Annotated in this window: 18 protein-coding genes; 3 read left to right on the top strand and 15 right to left on the bottom strand. The window is 41.1% G+C overall.

The features are described from left to right. Nucleotides 1-94: 94 nt before the first annotated feature. Nucleotides 95-1,369 (top strand): HlyC/CorC family transporter, encoded by a 1,275-nt coding sequence (locus BIV16_RS02165; protein ID WP_075679551.1) that lies wholly within the window; start codon nucleotides 95-97, stop codon nucleotides 1,367-1,369. On the opposite strand, the gene BIV16_RS02160 is transcribed toward BIV16_RS02165, so the two are convergent. Genes BIV16_RS02160 through BIV16_RS02125 form a run of 8 tightly spaced genes read right to left on the bottom strand, consistent with a single transcriptional unit; the run spans nucleotide 1,366 to nucleotide 7,683 of the window. After that, nucleotides 1,366-1,968: a hypothetical protein gene (locus BIV16_RS02160; protein WP_075679552.1), complete on the bottom strand. Its 603-nt coding sequence runs from the start codon at nucleotides 1,966-1,968 to the stop codon at nucleotides 1,366-1,368. The genes BIV16_RS02165 and BIV16_RS02160 overlap by 4 nt on opposite strands. Then, nucleotides 1,955-2,425 carry a hypothetical protein gene (locus BIV16_RS02155; protein ID WP_075679553.1) on the bottom strand — a complete coding sequence of 157 codons (471 nt, stop codon included), beginning with the start codon at nucleotides 2,423-2,425 and terminating at the stop codon, nucleotides 1,955-1,957. Before BIV16_RS02155 ends, BIV16_RS02160 begins: the two co-directional genes overlap by 14 nt. Then, complete coding sequence (locus tag BIV16_RS02150) at nucleotides 2,418-2,606, bottom strand: hypothetical protein (RefSeq protein WP_075679554.1); 189 nt, start codon at nucleotides 2,604-2,606, stop codon at nucleotides 2,418-2,420. Before BIV16_RS02150 ends, BIV16_RS02155 begins: the two co-directional genes overlap by 8 nt. Before the next feature lie 3 nt (nucleotides 2,607-2,609). Then, a complete protein-coding gene (locus BIV16_RS02145) occupies nucleotides 2,610-3,065 on the bottom strand; it encodes a hypothetical protein (RefSeq protein ID WP_075679555.1) in 456 nt (151 codons plus the stop codon). Between the two features lie 18 nt (nucleotides 3,066-3,083). Further along, nucleotides 3,084-4,691 (bottom strand): hypothetical protein, encoded by a 1,608-nt coding sequence (locus BIV16_RS02140; protein ID WP_075679556.1) that lies wholly within the window; start codon nucleotides 4,689-4,691, stop codon nucleotides 3,084-3,086. Continuing rightward, nucleotides 4,675-6,255 carry an ATPase, T2SS/T4P/T4SS family gene (locus BIV16_RS02135; protein WP_075679557.1) on the bottom strand — a complete coding sequence of 527 codons (1,581 nt, stop codon included), beginning with the start codon at nucleotides 6,253-6,255 and terminating at the stop codon, nucleotides 4,675-4,677. Before BIV16_RS02135 ends, BIV16_RS02140 begins: the two co-directional genes overlap by 17 nt. Then, nucleotides 6,227-7,042, bottom strand: a complete 816-nt coding sequence (locus BIV16_RS02130; RefSeq protein ID WP_075679558.1) for a hypothetical protein — start codon at nucleotides 7,040-7,042, stop codon at nucleotides 6,227-6,229. Before BIV16_RS02130 ends, BIV16_RS02135 begins: the two co-directional genes overlap by 29 nt. Next, nucleotides 7,033-7,683 carry a hypothetical protein gene (locus BIV16_RS02125; protein WP_143524707.1) on the bottom strand — a complete coding sequence of 217 codons (651 nt, stop codon included), beginning with the start codon at nucleotides 7,681-7,683 and terminating at the stop codon, nucleotides 7,033-7,035. Before BIV16_RS02125 ends, BIV16_RS02130 begins: the two co-directional genes overlap by 10 nt. Nucleotides 7,684-7,928: 245 nt before the next feature. On the opposite strand from BIV16_RS02125, the gene BIV16_RS02120 reads away from it, so the two are divergent. After that, complete coding sequence (locus BIV16_RS02120) at nucleotides 7,929-8,801, top strand: DegV family protein (RefSeq protein ID WP_075679560.1); 873 nt, start codon at nucleotides 7,929-7,931, stop codon at nucleotides 8,799-8,801. Nucleotides 8,802-8,902: 101 nt separating this feature from the next. On the opposite strand, the gene BIV16_RS02115 is transcribed toward BIV16_RS02120, so the two are convergent. Both BIV16_RS02115 and BIV16_RS02110 read right to left on the bottom strand, forming a co-directional pair. Then, entirely contained in the window at nucleotides 8,903-9,538 is a 636-nt protein-coding gene (locus BIV16_RS02115; RefSeq protein WP_075679561.1) for an HAD family hydrolase, read from the bottom strand. A 180-nt stretch (nucleotides 9,539-9,718) separates the two neighbouring features. Further along, on the bottom strand, nucleotides 9,719-10,345 hold the full coding sequence (locus tag BIV16_RS02110) for a transmembrane-type terpene cyclase (protein WP_075679562.1): 627 nt from the start codon (nucleotides 10,343-10,345) through the stop codon (nucleotides 9,719-9,721). A 141-nt stretch (nucleotides 10,346-10,486) separates the two neighbouring features. On the opposite strand from BIV16_RS02110, the gene BIV16_RS02105 reads away from it, so the two are divergent. Beyond that, nucleotides 10,487-10,990 carry a TetR/AcrR family transcriptional regulator gene (locus tag BIV16_RS02105; RefSeq protein WP_159435919.1) on the top strand — a complete coding sequence of 168 codons (504 nt, stop codon included), beginning with the start codon at nucleotides 10,487-10,489 and terminating at the stop codon, nucleotides 10,988-10,990. A 432-nt stretch (nucleotides 10,991-11,422) separates the two neighbouring features. Here BIV16_RS02105 and purD read toward each other — a convergent pair whose 3' ends face one another. The 5 genes from purD to BIV16_RS02080 all read right to left on the bottom strand — a co-directional run bounded on the left by purD (nucleotide 11,423) and on the right by BIV16_RS02080 (nucleotide 16,266). Further along, nucleotides 11,423-12,700, bottom strand: a complete 1,278-nt coding sequence (gene purD / locus BIV16_RS02100; protein ID WP_075679564.1) for a phosphoribosylamine--glycine ligase — start codon at nucleotides 12,698-12,700, stop codon at nucleotides 11,423-11,425. A gap of 15 nt (nucleotides 12,701-12,715) precedes the next feature. After that, entirely contained in the window at nucleotides 12,716-13,339 is a 624-nt protein-coding gene (gene purN, locus BIV16_RS02095) for a phosphoribosylglycinamide formyltransferase (RefSeq protein ID WP_075679565.1), read from the bottom strand. Further along, nucleotides 13,333-14,358, bottom strand: a complete 1,026-nt coding sequence (purM, locus tag BIV16_RS02090) for a phosphoribosylformylglycinamidine cyclo-ligase (RefSeq protein WP_075679566.1) — start codon at nucleotides 14,356-14,358, stop codon at nucleotides 13,333-13,335. The genes purN and purM overlap by 7 nt, the downstream gene beginning before the upstream one ends. A gap of 193 nt (nucleotides 14,359-14,551) precedes the next feature. Further along, nucleotides 14,552-15,718, bottom strand: a complete 1,167-nt coding sequence (locus BIV16_RS02085; RefSeq protein WP_159435920.1) for a CapA family protein — start codon at nucleotides 15,716-15,718, stop codon at nucleotides 14,552-14,554. Nucleotides 15,719-15,801: 83 nt separating this feature from the next. Continuing rightward, complete coding sequence (locus tag BIV16_RS02080) at nucleotides 15,802-16,266, bottom strand: Hsp20/alpha crystallin family protein (protein ID WP_075679568.1); 465 nt, start codon at nucleotides 16,264-16,266, stop codon at nucleotides 15,802-15,804. Nucleotides 16,267-16,605 lie beyond the last annotated feature (339 nt).

The raw sequence follows: 16,605 nt of genomic DNA, 5'->3' as shown, positions 1-16,605 counted from the left end.
TATAATATAGTATATATCATACAAAAGAGATGGATTATGAATTTTCATAATCCATTTCTTGTAACTAAAACTAAGAAAACTGAGGTGAACTTATTTGGACACAAGTGACATATCACAAATTGTCATCATTGCAATTCTACTATCTTTATCCGCATTTTTTTCATCCGCAGAGACAGCGCTTACAACCGTCAACCGGATTAAAATGCGTACCCTTATGGAGGAAGGAAATAAAAAAGCCGCACGCGTCTTGGAAATTACCGACAATTCCGGTAAGATGCTCAGTGCAATTTTGATTGGAAATAACATTGTAAACCTTTCCGCCTCTTCCATTTCAACTTCACTCGCAATCAAACTCTTTGGCAGTGTCGCCGCTGGTATTGCCACCGGTATTTTAACACTCTTAATCTTAATTTTTGGTGAAATTACACCAAAGACACTTGCCACCATAAACTCGGAGAAGATTTCGCTCTCCTATGCGAATATCATTTACTATCTGATGAAGCTTTTAACACCTGTCATCTTCATCGTAAATCATCTGTCTTTGGGATTTTTGCGATTACTACGCGTTGACCCAAACAATACACAGAATCAGATGACGGAAGAAGAACTTCGTACTATCGTAGACGTCAGCCATGAAACCGGTGTCATCGAATCTGAAGAACGTGAAATGATTAACAATCTGTTTGATTTTGGCGATGCAGTTGCAAAAGAAGTGATGGTTCCAAGAATTGATATGACATTTGCCAATGTCGACAATACTTACGAGGAATTAATCGAAATCTTCCAGGAGGATAAATTCACACGTCTTCCGGTTTACGAAGATACCACCGATAATGTGATTGGTATTATCAATATGAAAGACCTGTTACTCTATCAGGATAAGGAGCATTTTTCCATCCGTGATATCATGCGTGAACCATACTTTACATATGAGCATAAGAATACCGCTGAGCTTTTCCTTGAAATGCGTCAGTCTTCTATCTCTCTTGCAATTGTGTTAGACGAATATGGTGCAACCGCCGGACTGATTACATTAGAAGACCTCTTAGAGGAGATTGTCGGTGAAATCCGGGATGAATACGATATGGACGAAGAAGACTCCATTGTGCAGTTAAGTGACCGCGAATACCTGGTATTAGGCTCCACAAACTTAGAAGACCTCTGTGAAAAGCTTGACTTAAACTTTACCTCCGAAGACTATGATACCATCGGTGGTTATCTGATTGGTCTTCTCGATCATCTTCCACAGAAGAATGAAATCATCATCACAGATGACAACGTTTTATTGCGCGTTGAAAAAATGGATAAAAACCGGGTCGAAAAAATATATATTAAGAAACCAGAAGTGGAAAAGACGGATGAGGATTAATCCTCATCCGTTTTTCTTATCATGCTTCCGCTAAAAAAGTATCTGCGGTTTTGCCTGTGGAATCCATATTCCCTGCCCTCATACATTGCATAAAACGCATGCGGTTTTAAGTTCTGATTCCATTCCTGATATGGTGCAAACGGAAACGACAGGGAAAATAGCGCTGCATCTTTTCGCCTTGCCCGAAGGATAGTATCTTCCATCTGCGCCCGCAGCCTGTTACTCTCCTCCACGGAGATTCCTTCCTCTTTCTGATAGCTGTTCCAGACACCAGGGCTCTCGTTTCGATTGACAAACTGCACCATCTTCACACCATCATAAAGCGCCTCCATTGCCGCCTCATCCGTGGCATCAAACACAAATGCAATCTGTTCATAAAAATGCTTTTCTGCCGTCTTTATATCCATTCTGATACTACCATCTGCGCACTCCTCTTTTACACTTCCCATCAGACAGTCCTCTGCCGCCTGATCAAAAATCCGGTTATATTCCACCGTTGTAAATTTTTCCTGCCTTACCCATTCACTTTCTAACAGTTTCGGCACCTGGCTTACCACAAACAATACAACAAAAACAATGCTAAAATCAGTAAGCTTCATATTTGACTGTTCCTCCATAAAAGACGTTTACGGTCTGATCCATTCCCGGCCAAAAGGACTGTCTTGCATCTTTTCTTGTCACCCATATTCGGATAAAATCATTCCGATACAGTGCAAACAGTTCCTCATTCCGAAGTATTTCCTCAATCTCATCGGTATCCCAGAACCGGCTGACATAGGAGACGTTTTCATCCTCATACTGCAATTCCTTACGCTCTATCGTAATCTTTACCTCGTAAATACCTGGAAGACGCAAAATTTTATTTTGAAACTGTTCGTACATATTCTGACTCAAAAATCCGACGTTACAGACACTGTCTATCAGTTCCGTTTCTTCGGTTAACAAATACAGCTGTGCCGCCGTTTTGGCACGTTCCTCCATTGCCGTTACCGGAAGATACACCATCAGAACCGCCGCAATTAAAATGGAAAAAATCTTTCCCAGACTATCATTCATCCTCTAACCATCCATTGAAAATTGTGCCTTCCTCTTTCCAGACTGCATTGTCATGTTCCACCTGTTCCATACACTGATACATTCTGTCGCACTCTCTTGTCAGGTGACGACAAAAGAACAACGCAGCAAGGAAAAACAGCATCGCAGCGCCCATCTCAATGCCTTCTAAAACCTGTTCCATAAGCTACACCTGTGTAAAAATCAATCCTATGATTGTTCCGTTTCCATCTTTCACCACACTGCCCTCAAAACGTCCGGTTGGATTGATATAGTTTGGACTTGTCACATCCTGGGCAGTTTTATAATCTGTCTGGGATTTTTTGCCCAGCTCTCCGGTTGCCGGGTCGAAACGATAAATATAAAAATAGGATTCCTTCTTTTTGCTTGTCACAACCTGAATTCCAAACGTCTCATCGCTGAACTTACGAATCACATTTAACACCTCACTTCCCGACACCTCTGTCCCATCATACATGGTTTTTGAAGTATCGGAAAACTCCGCCTGTAACGCATTGATTTGTCCCGTTCCGTTTGCAGCCGTATCTCTCGCCTCCCTTGCCACATAAAATCCAAGGCTGATAATAATACAGGTAATGATAATGCCTGCTGCCAATGTTAAACCCTTTAAACTATTTTCCATTTTCTTCCTCTCCTTTTTCTAAAAAAATTGTCCAATTCCTTGCCCATACAAATGTAGTTGGCTTAATCCTTCCGCAATAAATGGAATCATCAGTTTTAAAGTAAGTACCGTCAAAAAAGGAACATACGCCACCACCTTTGCCAGTGCAGCACGCTCCCTAAGCCCTGCCTCACGCTGCTGGTTGTTCTTTTTTATCAGGTATTCCCTCTCCTTTTCAATGCCTGCAAAGGCAGCCTCCACACCGACCTCTTCACAAAGACAAAGTGTCTCACATATCTGCTCCATGGGCTCATAAGATATCTGCTCTTTCAATATTTCTATGCTTTTTTTCCAATCCACGGAAAAGTGGTCGACCGCCTCCTCAATGGCACGTCGGAATACTACCGCATGTTCTTCCATCGCCTCTAAAAGCTGCTCTACCGTCGCCTGCGCATCCTGTGTCTGTACAAACAGCACAATCAATAATATCTGTACTTCCTCCATTTTCTTTTCCATCATGTGTCCTGCCTGCATCCGCAGCAACAATTCCGGTAAAAAATATCCCATTACTCCAAAGAGGGGACAAATGCCAAACAAATACCAGCGTCCGCCGTGTGCATTTTCCTTTTCCAATGCCTGCTTAAGCAAAAGCAAAACCGTCTGTTTTACTTCATCCGGATACCCTGCATAGCGTCTTTCCACGTCAGAAAGCGTCGTCTGCTTCTTCCTAAGCGCACGAAATTGCTCCCGCATATCCTCCTCTAAGAATTCTACCTCCTCCGCCTCAAGTGCAAGCGTGTACATCCTCGGAAATGCAATCTGTTTTTCAGACTCATGTTTGCTGCTGTACCATCCGAGTATCACAACAAACGCGGCTCCGCCCACGAAAAGCAGCGCTGTCAGCCTTTTTCGCACTTCAAACTCCCTCACGTTTCCAAATCCCTGGATTCCTTTTAGGAATTCATTTTTCTTTAAATAATACGAATACCTGCGTGAAATTCTGCAATTCACCCTTCTTTTTAAGTAAGGATTCCTAAGCAGCCACCTTTCCACCCGATAGGAATAGCCTTCTAGAAGATTTTGATTTTCCAGCCAGGATACCCATAAATACGATATTATTGTAACTATAAACGTAATTGTAATGGTAATCAGTTCAAAGCTGCCCTGGTAATAGATGGATAACTGCTCTGAACTTTTGACCGCCCACAGATGAATGAGTGGTACAGCGAAAAAAGGAACAACACAAAGTGGCCTTAGGCCTAAAAACGCATAATATATTTTTTGTGAAAAAAGACCATTATCCCGCACCTCGTCCAAAATTGCCATCAGATTTCGTAAAAAGACAGATGTGCCATCTTTTTTCCGATCGCCGGATTCTAATACCTCCTCACACAACTTTTGTAATAGTCTCTCATACACACTTTTGGTTCCCTTATCCTTTGTCTCTAAAAACGTTTCCCACTCTGCCTCCGACAAGGCATCTTCCATATTGTGATATCTCCGGTATGCACCCGATAGTTTTGAAATCCTTTTTTCTAACTGCCTTTCTCTTTTTTCCTTCTTTGTTACAGCCCTCTTCTGCGCCCGAACCCATACCAGGAAAAAACTAAGGATTGTATACAATATCCCTTCATAAATCCATTCCAAGAAACTCCTCCTTTTGTGCCTCTGTCATCCACTTCACCATATCTTCCCTGGTTTTCCTGCTGATTTTTCCTACCCACTGGTATCCGTTCTCCTTCCGGCAGATTAAATCCGAAACCACAAATCCTTTTTTTGTCGTCTCATCAGGAATGATTTCACTGATTCTTTCGATATAGCGATGTCCCTTCCGGTCCATATGTAAATGAATATCAAAACGCACCACCTGTACCACCTGGGAGAGCGCAATCTCCTCGGAATGAAAGTTTCCTTCTTTTAACAGGCTGTTGCGGAGTGTATACACAAGTGCTTCCGTCGTCTTGGCATGATGCGTAAACAGGGTAAAAAGAGAACCGCTTTGCCCGCTCTCAATCATCCAGGCTGCCACCTTTGCTGCCACAATTTCCCCGATAATCGTCACGGTTCCGTCCGTCTTTTTGGAGACCTCAAGTGCTTCTACTCCATCAATATTGGTTGTCTCCCGAAATGTCATAATGTTGCGCCCCGGATAAACATCCCTTAAATGCAGTTCGAATGCAAGCTCTAACACACGTAGTGTATATTCCGGTGCAATCTCCTCAATCAACGCCAACAGCAATGTCGTCTTTCCACACCCTTGCATGCCGGTAATGCCACACACCTGACATCCCCTTATCAGGAAACGAAGTAATGCCAGCATTTTTTCTGCGCCCTCCTCTAAAAAGAGCGTTTCTAATTTTTGCTTTCGAACCATATCAAGTTTACGGATAAAAAAAGTCCAGTTCTCCGAAAAATCCGGCCTTGCAACCACAACTCTGGCATGGTCTGCCATCTCATGTACCAGATAACCTTTTGCCTTGGAAATCTCCCCCGGCTGGTGATATCTGCAACAGTTTCTGGCGATGCGCTCAATCTCTTTTTCTGAACCAAAATCCAAAAAACTAAGATGCACACTTTTTCCTCTAAGAAAAATCCAGACACTCTTATAATCGCCACTGCCGCCTGATACGCCGCCCGAAACCCCATCCACATTCATATCCCGGATTTCATCAATCACTCCAAGCCCTTTATAAAAAGCATAAACATCTAATCCAAGCAGTTCTAACTGTTCCTCATAAGAAAACGAGATACGGCTGTTGCAATACCACCTACGAATCTGTTGTTCTGTCACCTCATACGTTTGATTATCCCCTTTTGCAATTGTCTCTTCCTGCATCAGCAGACGCTCCAACGCCTCTTTTCCATACTGCTTTTTCCACTGAAACAACAGAATTTTAAATTGGTTTTCCACATTTTGCTGTCCTGCATCCGAGAAAAGATAGGTCTTTGCCAAATCCGCCTCCCCTTGAAAAAACAACTTCTTTAAGCTTTCCATGATAAGGTTCACAAGGAAATCTTTTGCAACGGCATCTCCACACCCCGCACGTTTCAAGTACATTCGTAGTTCTTTCTTTTGCTGCTGCAGCCGTACAACCTGTTCCTCGTTCATATTCAGCTCATACAAATTTTCCCTTAAGATATGATTGATGTGCTCCCTTACTTTTTGCACAAGTTCCTCTCTGCTAAGACAGGTTAACGTTCGTTTTTCCACGCTCCACCTCCCCTAAAAAATAATTTGACACCGCATCAATCTCACGAAAAAATGAACTGTCTCTCTCATGTAAAAATGCTTTCTTCTGTTCCCCCACATAATGTAGCAGATGCCCTTTTTCACAGGCGAACTGAAACTTGGGATTGTATGGAACAACCCCCATTTTCTCCTTTGGAATCCGGTAAATCCGTTGTATATTCTTCTGGTTATAGACAGATTGCGGCTGATAGGCGCCAATCAGGTAAAAGAACTTTTTCGATGTGTCATAGGATTTTTCAAAAAACGAGTCCAGTCTGTGCGCATCCTGTGTGAAATTAATCACAATGTAGTCTGCCTTCCTCATAAATTCCGTAATCAGTTCATTTTCACCAAATCCTGCATCCACAAAAACAAAGTCAAATAAGGCATCCAACTGCTCCAAAATCTGTTTCATTTTCCCAGCCTGCTTCGTGGCATGTTCAAACCGCTCCCGTCCTCCAGGCGGTAAATAATATAGCTGATGTGGCAGTACTTCCTTTAAGGACTGCAGCACCTGCTCGGTTTTCATCTCCTTTTGCATCATCAGATAATCCAATCCCTCTGCAAAAAAGTAGTCGCATGCTTCCCGAAGGTATGCTCCTTTTTGCGGCTCAAAAAAGGACGCACTGATATCGTTGTTTATTCGTTTTGTCTGCACCAGCACACATTTTTTATGATGCTGCATGGCAATCTGCGCCGCCACTGCCTCCATATTGGATGTGATTCCACACCCCTTCCACTCGCTCCAGAATAAGACAATCAATAACATTCCCCCTTCTTGGCACGGCGGATTCCCTGTATCACAAAATGCGCCTCCCGCTCCGTTATCATACTGCAGATTGTAAATAGCATTCTCTCAAGCGCTTTGGAAATATGGCAAATGCCATCATACCCTTCATACTGCATCCGGACTCTGACACTTTCATCCCCCACATGGAACGGAAGCAGGAAACGCTCCATCACAAAGCAGTTTTCTGACTCAAGTGTTGCAAGAATCCGCTCCGGTCTTAGCGTATCCGAGCAAAAATTGCGGATAATGACACCCATCGGTCGTTTCATACCAAGCATAATATTTTTCGCATTTTCCAGATTTCTTCTATCGCAGCTTGTCACAAAAAATAATTCGTCACACACTGCCGCTTCCTCACCTGAAATCTGATTCCCCAAATCCACAATAATAAAATCATAAGCCTCATCTTTCCACAAATGTACGGTAAGATGGCGCCGGTAATCCACATTTTTGTATGTTACGGTGTGCAATTCCTGTTTTGGTTTTGGAATACAACAATCCATGGTCTCTTCCCTTGAATTGTCAATGACAAGAACATGATAACCCATGTTCTCTAAGATGCTGGCAAGATAGATACAAAGATCTGTCTGCTCCCAGCCAAACATGCCAATAATCTTCAATTCATATCCTCCCTGAAAAATCGGAGTATTCGAATTACTGACACAATACGATAATAAGATTGCATTTATCATACTTTCTTTTTTGGAAAAAGTAAAGCACTTTCTTTTATATTTTTTAATTTTCACATTTATTGTCTTTTCATTTATTTTGAAATCCTATATAATAGACACGATAAAATACAATTGTTTGTTCTTGCAAATTATCGTTTTGATGCATTTGACACCAAACAGAATAAGGAGGCAACATGAAAGACTTTATTATCATGACAGATACAACAGCGGATTTACCGGAGGATTATATCAAGGCTCATGACCTTGCTGTAATTTCTTTACCATATACCATCGAGGGGAAAACCTACACCAGAGAGAATTCTCTCCCTGAAAAAGAGTTCTACGCTATGATGCGAAACGGTTCTCTCCCGACCACTTCTCAGGCAAACCCACAGGAACTTGCTACATTTTTTACCAATCTGATTGAGACCACTGGAAAAGACATTCTCTATATTGCATTCTCTTCCGGATTAAGCGGAACCTATAACAGCGCACGTATTGCGGTGGAAGAAGTATCCGAAACACATCCAGAGGCAAACGTCATTGTAGTGGATTCCCTCTGTGCTTCCACTGGCGAAGGACTCTTAGTACATAAGGCAGTTACTTTAAGGGACGCCGGAAAATCACTGGAAGAAACGGCTGCATGGGTGGAAGAAAATAAACTTCACGTCGTTCACAACTTTACCGTAGATGATCTTTACCATCTCTACCGTGGCGGACGTGTCAGCAAAACGGCTGCTTTTCTTGGAACGCTTGCAAGTATCAAGCCTATCCTTCATGTTGATAACGAAGGACACCTGATTCCACTTTCAAAATCAAGAGGACGCAAAAAATCCATCACTGCTTTGGCTGACAGCATGGAAAAACAGATTGGTTCCTGGCGCGATAAAAACGATATCGTAATCATCAGCCACGGAGACTGTGTTGAGGACGCAAACGCACTCGCTGAACTTTTAAAAGAACGCCTTGGCATCCATAACTTTATGATTAACTACATTGGTCCGACCATTGGAGCTCATTCCGGTCCTGGTACCTTAGCCCTTTATTATATGGGTGATTATCGTTAAAAATAGGATGGCAGGTAAGTTTTGGCTTTGTTTGAAACACCTTACCAACTACAAAAGGAGATGCAGCGTCTGCATCTCCCTTTTTTCAAAAGTTCATATTTTTAAAAATTCATTTCTTTTAAGACACCCGGAAGCTCCCCTAAACTATGGATTGCCGGAACTTTTGCGTCAATCGTTCCAAATCCATATGCTGCATGGACGAATCCGACTCCAGCCTTACAGCTTTCATCGTAATCTCCCTGAATGTCACCGACATAAACTGCCTCTTCTAATTTATTCCGTTCTACTACAAGCCTGATATTTTCGCCTTTTTGCTTTAATGTCTTTCCATAACATTCAAAATCATCTACCAGATCATTCAGCTGATAATAATCCAAAAATGCCTCTATATAACCGCCCTGGCAGTTACTTACAATTGAGACATGATAATCCTTTCGCAGTTCCGTAAAGACTTCCCTTACGCCCTCATAAAGATTACCACCGTGCTTCCTCAAATAAGCATTCTCATGCTTACAACAGGACTGCAGCAGCAATACGCGCTGTATTTCCGATAATTCCGGAAACAATTGTTTTGCAATACAATCCATCGTCTTTCCCATGACATGTGAGATGTCCTCAGCTGTTAATACTCGTTCTATAAAACCGCTTTCTTTAATCGCTACATTCCAGGATTCTGCCACGTTCTGTGCGGAGTCCCACAATGTACCATCCATGTCGAATATGATTCCCTTTTTCATGTTGTACCTCATTTTCCAAACTACTACATTTTTACTTGCAATTCCAAAAACTTTTGTAACTTAACACTAGCATGATTTTCTGTTTTCAGGCAAAACAGACTTATGAACTTTTTGTATTGTGGTTGAAAAAATTCTCATAACACAACACAATTTCTATATTAACATAAAAAATGCTACATGTCACGGTTTCGTTTTTTTTCGTAATGAGGCGACATTTGGCAGCATGAAAATATAGATTAAATCAAATACACTGCAAAGGACTCCACAGATTACAATGAATGGATCAAATCCTTCTAAAATTCCCATCTGAATGGCAGGAGCAAGCGTTCCAATCCACTTAGCAATCGCGATTGTCATGTTTTGTCCTTTCGAGCTGTCCCTTCTAAACAGCATAATCAGAAAAAGAATCGACATCGCTACATTCTGTAAAAAGGCGGAATATCTTGAACCCATGTGACGGCCAAATTCCACATAGAAACCATACTGAATTAAGAAGCATGAAATAAATGCAAGTACGCTGAATGGGATAAAATATTTTTTTGCATGATCCGGGAAATCCGGCTTTGCATATTTGAAATAGGTAACCGTAATCAAAATATCGCATAAAAACCAGATTATATTTACAACTGTCTGAGCTCCATTTGGTTCAAGTATCCCAAGCCCGGAATAAAGTCCTTCCCAGCAGATGTTGAGCGCAAGTGCAAACAATGGCATACAGTAGGTTTTATCTTTAAAACCAACACGAATACTTTCTTCGTAAACGATTGTCCACGCAATACCACTTAATAATGTTAAAAATAGAATCATAAAAAATCCTCCTTGTAAAATTAATGAATCATGTGTTATATTTGTAACAGGTGTTACATCTTGTATGGTTATTATAAACAGGAAACAAAACAAAAAGAAGATACAGACTCTATTGTTTTGTTACAGTTTGGAGAAAAATCTATGAAACAATCTGAAAAAAGCAAGTTATGGATGGAGGAAGCCCTGCTTCAATTAATGGAGAAAAAAGAATTTGCAACAATTACAGTTACAGATATCTGTGAAAAAGCTGGGATATCAAGATTAACTTTTTATAGAAATTTTGAGGTAAAAGAAGATATTTTACGATTTCATTTTGATAAGGTTTTTCAAGAATATATAGGGAAGTTCGATGAAGGCATCACAAACATAGAGGAAGCTATTACCTCATGTTTTGACGTGTGGTTTGAGCTGCGCGAAGAAATAAAACGAATTGTAGATAGCAATTTAGCTTTATTGATGTATGAACCTTTTTCCAAATATACGCAAATCGTTTTATCTAAAAATGAAAAATACAAAAAATGTGACCTGGCACAGCAAAATTTTATTTTAGGTGGAATGTTTGCTTTAATGGTATCAATGGTAAATCATCCAACCGATAGGAAACCTGAGGAAATCACAAGTTCTATTATGGAATTGCTCAAATAAAATAATTTCCTGTACCGTAATTTTTAAACCATTTACTGTTATTCTAAAATATTACTGCCTAGATAAAGATTTTTTTATTTCGCACAGTAATTTTCGTGATTCCAAGGCCGTTCGCAATGAAATTTACTGCTTAGATGACAGTTTTTTTATTCTGTGCAGTATTTCCTTATAATTTTAAGTAATCATCCGTAAAAAATACTGTCTGACACGATAAAATTCTATTCTATACAGTAATTCCATTTAGATACAATTGATAAAAACATCGATTTGATAAACTCTTTTTCATACAAGCATTCATCTTAGAAAACCGCCTTTTATACACAAAATGAGTCTAACCATTGCATTTTACTACATGTCAGACTCATTTCTTATCTTCGTATCTTTTATTTACAGGGAATAAAACTACCCTTTCGCATCCGAATCTATTCCGTCTTATTTTGCCTCATCAATCGCTTTTCCAATATCATGACGCATGTACTTATTGGCAAAATCAACCCACTCAGTTGCCTCGTAAGCTTTTGCTCTTGCCTCTTTTAAGTCTTTACCGGTTGCTGTAATGCCAAGAACACGGCCGCCGTTTGTCACGATTTTACCATTCTCGTCGAATTTGGTTCCGGCGTGGAAACAGAAGTAATCGTCTTTTCCTTCAAAGTTCTCTAAGCCTTTGATTTCAAATCCTTTTTCATAGGAAACCGGATAACCGTCAGATGCCAGTACAACGCAGACTGCTGCATTGTCTTCAAACTGAAGGTCAATCTGGTCTAATCTGCCTTCTACACAGGCTTCCATGACATCAATGACATCATTTTTCATTCTAGGGAGTACAACCTGTGCCTCCGGGTCACCGAAACGGGCATTGTACTCTAACACTTTCGGTCCATCCTCTGTCAGCATCAAACCAAAGAAGATAACGCCGGTAAACGGTCTTCCTTCTGCTGCCATCGCATCTACGGTTGGCTGGTAGATATATTTCTTGCAGAACTCATCCACTTCTTTTGTGTAAAATGGGCTTGGAGAAAAGTTACCCATTCCTCCTGTGTTAAGCCCCTGGTCACCATCTTTTGCACGTTTGTGATCCTGTGCAGAAGACATGGTCTTGATAGTTTTTCCATCTACAAAAGATAAAACGGAGATTTCACGTCCTGTCATAAATTCTTCGACAACCATGGTATTTCCGGCTGTTCCGAACTTCTTGTCTTCCATGATTTCTTTGACGCCCGCTTTTGCTTCCTCTAAAGTGTTACAGATTAAAACACCTTTTCCGAGCGCGAGACCGTCCGCTTTTAATACGATTGGCATCTTGGCTGTCTCCAAGTAAGCAAGCGCATCCTCTGCGGATGTAAAATTCTCATACGCTGCTGTCGGGATGTTGTATTTTTTCATCAAATCCTTGGAAAATGCCTTGGAACCTTCCAGGATAGCTGCATTTTTGCGAGGTCCAAATACTTTTAAACCTTCTGCTTCAAAGACATCCACGATACCGCCGACCAATGGGTCATCCATTCCGATGATGGTAAAATCAATCTCTTTTTCTTTTGCAAATGCTACCAATTTATCAAATTCCATCGCACCGATTGGAACACACTCTGCTAATGCAGCAATTCCTGCATTGCCCGGTGCACAGTAAATTTTATCCACATGTTTGCTTTTTGCAACACTGGTACAGATTGCATGCTCACGTCCGCCGCTTCCTACAACTAAAACCTTCATCTTTTCCCGCTCCTTCTATTTTAAAATAACATGTCCATCTTCCACGGTAACATGACCGTTTGCAATCAAATCAATTGCCTTTGGCATAATCACCCATTCCGCCTGCTCCATGACACGGCGCTGTAACACCTCCGGTGTGTCGCCCTGCTCTACTTCGACCGCTTTCTGTAAAATGATTGGACCGGTATCCGTTCCTTCATCCACAAAATGAACTGTCGCACCTGTCACCTTTACGCCACGTGCCAAAACTCCTTCATGCACTTTCAAGCCATAGTAGCCGGTTCCGCAAAAAGAAGGGATTAACGATGGATGAATGTTGATGATGCGATTGCGGTATGCCTGAATCATTTTTTCCGGAATGACAACCAAGAATCCTGCCAGTACCACCAGATCCACGTTGTATGAATTCAATTTTTCCAGAAATACATCGTTAAATTCTTCACGAGACGCAAAGTCTCTTGGCGAAATGCAAAGATTCTCAATCCCATGTTTTTTCGCACGCTCTAAGGCATATGCATTTTTATTGTTACTGATGACAACTTCCACTTTCGCATTTGTGATTGTTCCGTTGTCGATTGCATCTAAAATTGCCTGAAGGTTGGTTCCACCTCCGGACACCAGAACTGCGATCTTTAGCATAAAGTTACTCCTTTTTCACCGTCTTTGATTTCACCAACGATATATGGTGTATCTCCGGTTGCTTTGATTGCTTCCATGGTCTTTTCTACATCTGCAGGATCAACTGCTACAATCATACCAAGTCCCATGTTGTAGGTATTATACATCATTTCTTCTTCGATGTTTCCAACACGCTGCATCATTTTAAAAATTGCCGGTACTTCATAGCTGTCTTTGCGGACAACTGCGTGTTTTCCTTCTGGAAGCATTCTTGGAATATTCTCATAGAAACCACCACCTGTGATATGGCTGCACGCTTTGACACGAACGCCTGCGTCCTTGATGGATTTCATTGCTTTTACATAGATTCTGGTCGGTGCAAGCAATGCTTCTCCCAAGGTAGTTCCCAATTCTTCATGATAAGTATTTAAAGTCTCTTTGTCCATTTTGAAAATCTTACGAACCAGTGAAAATCCGTTGGAATGAACACCTGTGGATGCCATACCAATTAAAACATCGCCGGCTTTTAAGTCTTTTCCTGTGATGATGTCTTTTTCATCGACAACACCAACGGAAAATCCTGCTAAGTCGTACTCATCTTCCGGCATAAGTCCCGGATGCTCTGCAGTCTCACCACCAACCAATGCACAGCCGGACTGTTTACATCCTTCTGCAATACCTTTTACGATGGTTGCGATTTTCTCTGGGTAATTTTTTCCACATGCGATATAATCAAGGAAAAATAATGGTTCACCACCTGCACATGCCACATCATTGACACACATTGCAACGGCATCAATTCCGATGGTGTCATGCTTGTCCATAAGAAAAGCAAGTTTTACTTTTGTTCCACAACCGTCTGTTCCAGATAACAAAACCGGATTTTCCATCTCTTTGATTTTTCCTAATGAAAATGCTCCTGAGAAACCGCCAAGTCCTCCTAAAACTTCTGGACGCATTGTCTCTTTCACATACTTCTTCATCAACTCAACTGATTTGTATCCAGCCTCGATATCCACACCTGCGTTCTTGTAATCCATTTATTTTTCCTCCTGTTTATAGCCTCTTAACGTTTCTTGTAAAAAGCGGTTTGACACATTTTTACTACCTGTATAGTATAGCTTTAAATAGCGGATTTTTCCAATTATATATTGTAATGTTACTTATTAGGTTATCTTATATATTATCTCGCTAAATTCTGTTATTCTAATAACTATTTTCGGATAAAAATTCTCACTGTTCCTCTTTGGAGTCATGGCTCACCCATCCATCCTGATCAATGGAAACACCAAAACTCTGGCTGTAAGTATTTAAGTTTTCAATGATGCTCTCTCTTTTTTCTCCCTGGGCTGGTGTCGGGCAAAAGTCATTTCGACTTGTGACTGAGCTTAGGGTACACGGAATGACCTGCAATCTCGCCTCTCCCCTTGTAACTCCGTCCTCTAACTGAAAAGTTACCTGCGCAATCATCGTATCCTTATCCTGTGGGTTGCGATTTCCACCAAAGCAAAAATTACCTAAGCTATATAGCATATATTTTCCATGATAATTGTCGATTCCCTGCAACACGTGCGGGTGGCATCCAATCACAAAATCTGCTCCCCAGTCAATGCACTTCTGACCAAGTTCTGTCTGATAACTTTCCGGATAGTACACATGCTCAATGCCCCAGTGGCAGCACGCTAAAATAATGTTGGCACCTTCCTCTTTTAACCGGGCAATTCCATCCTGCAGATACGTTTCTACCTTTGTGCCATCATAAACTTCATCCACGGACACGATTCCAATCTTGATTCCATCCTTTGTCTCATAAATATCGGTCACATCATCGTATGCATAGGTTAGTCCGATTTCATCTAACGCCGCCTGGGTATCTATCATTCCTTGTTTTCCATAATCAATCCGGTGATTGTTTCCAAGGCTTGCCGCCTCGATATCGGCATCAACCAGAATCTGATTGTACTCTGGTTTTCCTTTTAAATTATAGGCTTTTTCAACCTTATCATCCGATTCGGTCAGCACTCCCTCGAAATTCACGATTGTCATATCGTCTGCCTCAAAAATGTCTCTTACATTCTGGAAAAAGTATGCTGGACCTTTTTGATCGTACATCTCATTAAAAGTTCCCGCATACCCTTGAAGCTGTGTATTGCCAAGTGTACAGTCTCCCGCCATCGAAATCGTCACATAAGAAATTTCCGGAGCTTTCTCCCCTGTTTTATGTTCCAGGTTAATGCCTGCATCCTCTTTTGTCTCACTTGCTGCTTCCACTTCCGTCACACTTTCCTTCGCTGCCGTTTCGCTCTCTGCCGGTGTTTTGCATGCTAGAAACTGTGTTGCTAACAATATGGTTAATGCCAGACTTCCCACTATTTTTCTCTTTCGTATCTTTCTTTTCAAAACTCTTCCTCCCATGTTTTACTTCTAACATACTACCATAGAAAAAGGGCTGCCGCAATGCGACAGCCCCATGGGTATTACAATTATCCTTCAATTGCAATGTAATTTTTATTTTCTACTGCAGGTTTCTCTTCCTTCTTTGGAACAAAGAGCTTCAAGATACCATGCTTGAACTCACCTTTGATTTCATCCTGCGTAACAGCGTCGCCAACATAGAAGCTTCGCTCACATGCACCGGCGTAACGCTCTTTCCTGATATATTTTCCAGATTTCTTATCTTTTTCATCCTGATCAAGACCTTTTGCTGCACTGATGGTCAGGTAGCCGTCCTGCAAGGATGCCTTTACTTCGTCTTTCTTAAATCCTGGAAGATCAATCATTACTTCGTAACCATTGTCCATCTCTTTGACATCTGTCTTCATAACGTTTGCAGCTCTTCCGCCGTACAGCTTCTTTTCTGCTTTACGCATATCCCTGTCATCATAGAATGGGAAATCATGAAACCAATCATCAAATAAGTTTTCTCCAAAAATACTAGGCATTAACATAAGTCATCTCTCCTTTTCTTTACGATTTGCGCTCTGCAAATCTCTCATGCTTGTTTACCTTGTTTCTTTGGAACCGGGATGTTTCAAGAACTCATAGGACTTTTTCCAGAAGCCTCTTGGATTTCTTATCCTCTTTTTGTTCCCTTCCTTTGTTCTAACTATGTTATAGCACCAGTTATTAGCACTGTCAAGAGGTGAGTGCTAATTATTTTGTGAAGATTTTGTGAAGCCTTGATTTTGCAGACTTCACAGGGATTTTTCACTTGCTTTCGCACTCGATTTTCTTGATTTGACCACATTTTTACGACAAATTCTTGGAAAAATATATTCGTCTGATTT

It is taken from the genome of Roseburia sp. 831b (genome assembly GCF_001940165.2).
In the GTDB taxonomy this organism is placed as follows: Bacteria; Bacillota; Clostridia; order Lachnospirales; family Lachnospiraceae; genus Roseburia.
The sequence above is the reverse complement of the archived record's forward strand: the minus strand, read 5'-3'. Positions and strand labels throughout refer to the sequence as shown.

Excerpts from the sequence above, each read along its gene's own strand:
- BIV16_RS02080 (WP_075679568.1), bottom strand. The coding sequence starts at position 16,266 with ATGTTAATGCCTAGTATTTTTGGAGAAAACTTATTTGATGATTGGTTT.
- BIV16_RS02130 (WP_075679558.1), bottom strand. The coding sequence starts at position 7,042 with ATGTTATTGATTGTCTTATTCTGGAGCGAGTGGAAGGGGTGTGGAATC.
- purN (WP_075679565.1), bottom strand. The coding sequence starts at position 13,339 with ATGCTAAAGATCGCAGTTCTGGTGTCCGGAGGTGGAACCAACCTTCAG.
- BIV16_RS02160 (WP_075679552.1), bottom strand. The coding sequence starts at position 1,968 with ATGAAGCTTACTGATTTTAGCATTGTTTTTGTTGTATTGTTTGTGGTA.
- BIV16_RS02110 (WP_075679562.1), bottom strand. The coding sequence starts at position 10,345 with ATGATTCTATTTTTAACATTATTAAGTGGTATTGCGTGGACAATCGTT.
- BIV16_RS02150 (WP_075679554.1), bottom strand. The coding sequence starts at position 2,606 with ATGGAACAGGTTTTAGAAGGCATTGAGATGGGCGCTGCGATGCTGTTT.
- BIV16_RS02155 (WP_075679553.1), bottom strand. The coding sequence starts at position 2,425 with ATGAATGATAGTCTGGGAAAGATTTTTTCCATTTTAATTGCGGCGGTT.
- purM (WP_075679566.1), bottom strand. The coding sequence starts at position 14,358 with ATGGATTACAAGAACGCAGGTGTGGATATCGAGGCTGGATACAAATCA.
- BIV16_RS02115 (WP_075679561.1), bottom strand. The coding sequence starts at position 9,538 with ATGAAAAAGGGAATCATATTCGACATGGATGGTACATTGTGGGACTCC.
- BIV16_RS02120 (WP_075679560.1), top strand. The coding sequence starts at position 7,929 with ATGAAAGACTTTATTATCATGACAGATACAACAGCGGATTTACCGGAG.
- BIV16_RS02105 (WP_159435919.1), top strand. The coding sequence starts at position 10,487 with ATGAAACAATCTGAAAAAAGCAAGTTATGGATGGAGGAAGCCCTGCTT.
- BIV16_RS02145 (WP_075679555.1), bottom strand. The coding sequence starts at position 3,065 with ATGGAAAATAGTTTAAAGGGTTTAACATTGGCAGCAGGCATTATCATT.
- purD (WP_075679564.1), bottom strand. The coding sequence starts at position 12,700 with ATGAAGGTTTTAGTTGTAGGAAGCGGCGGACGTGAGCATGCAATCTGT.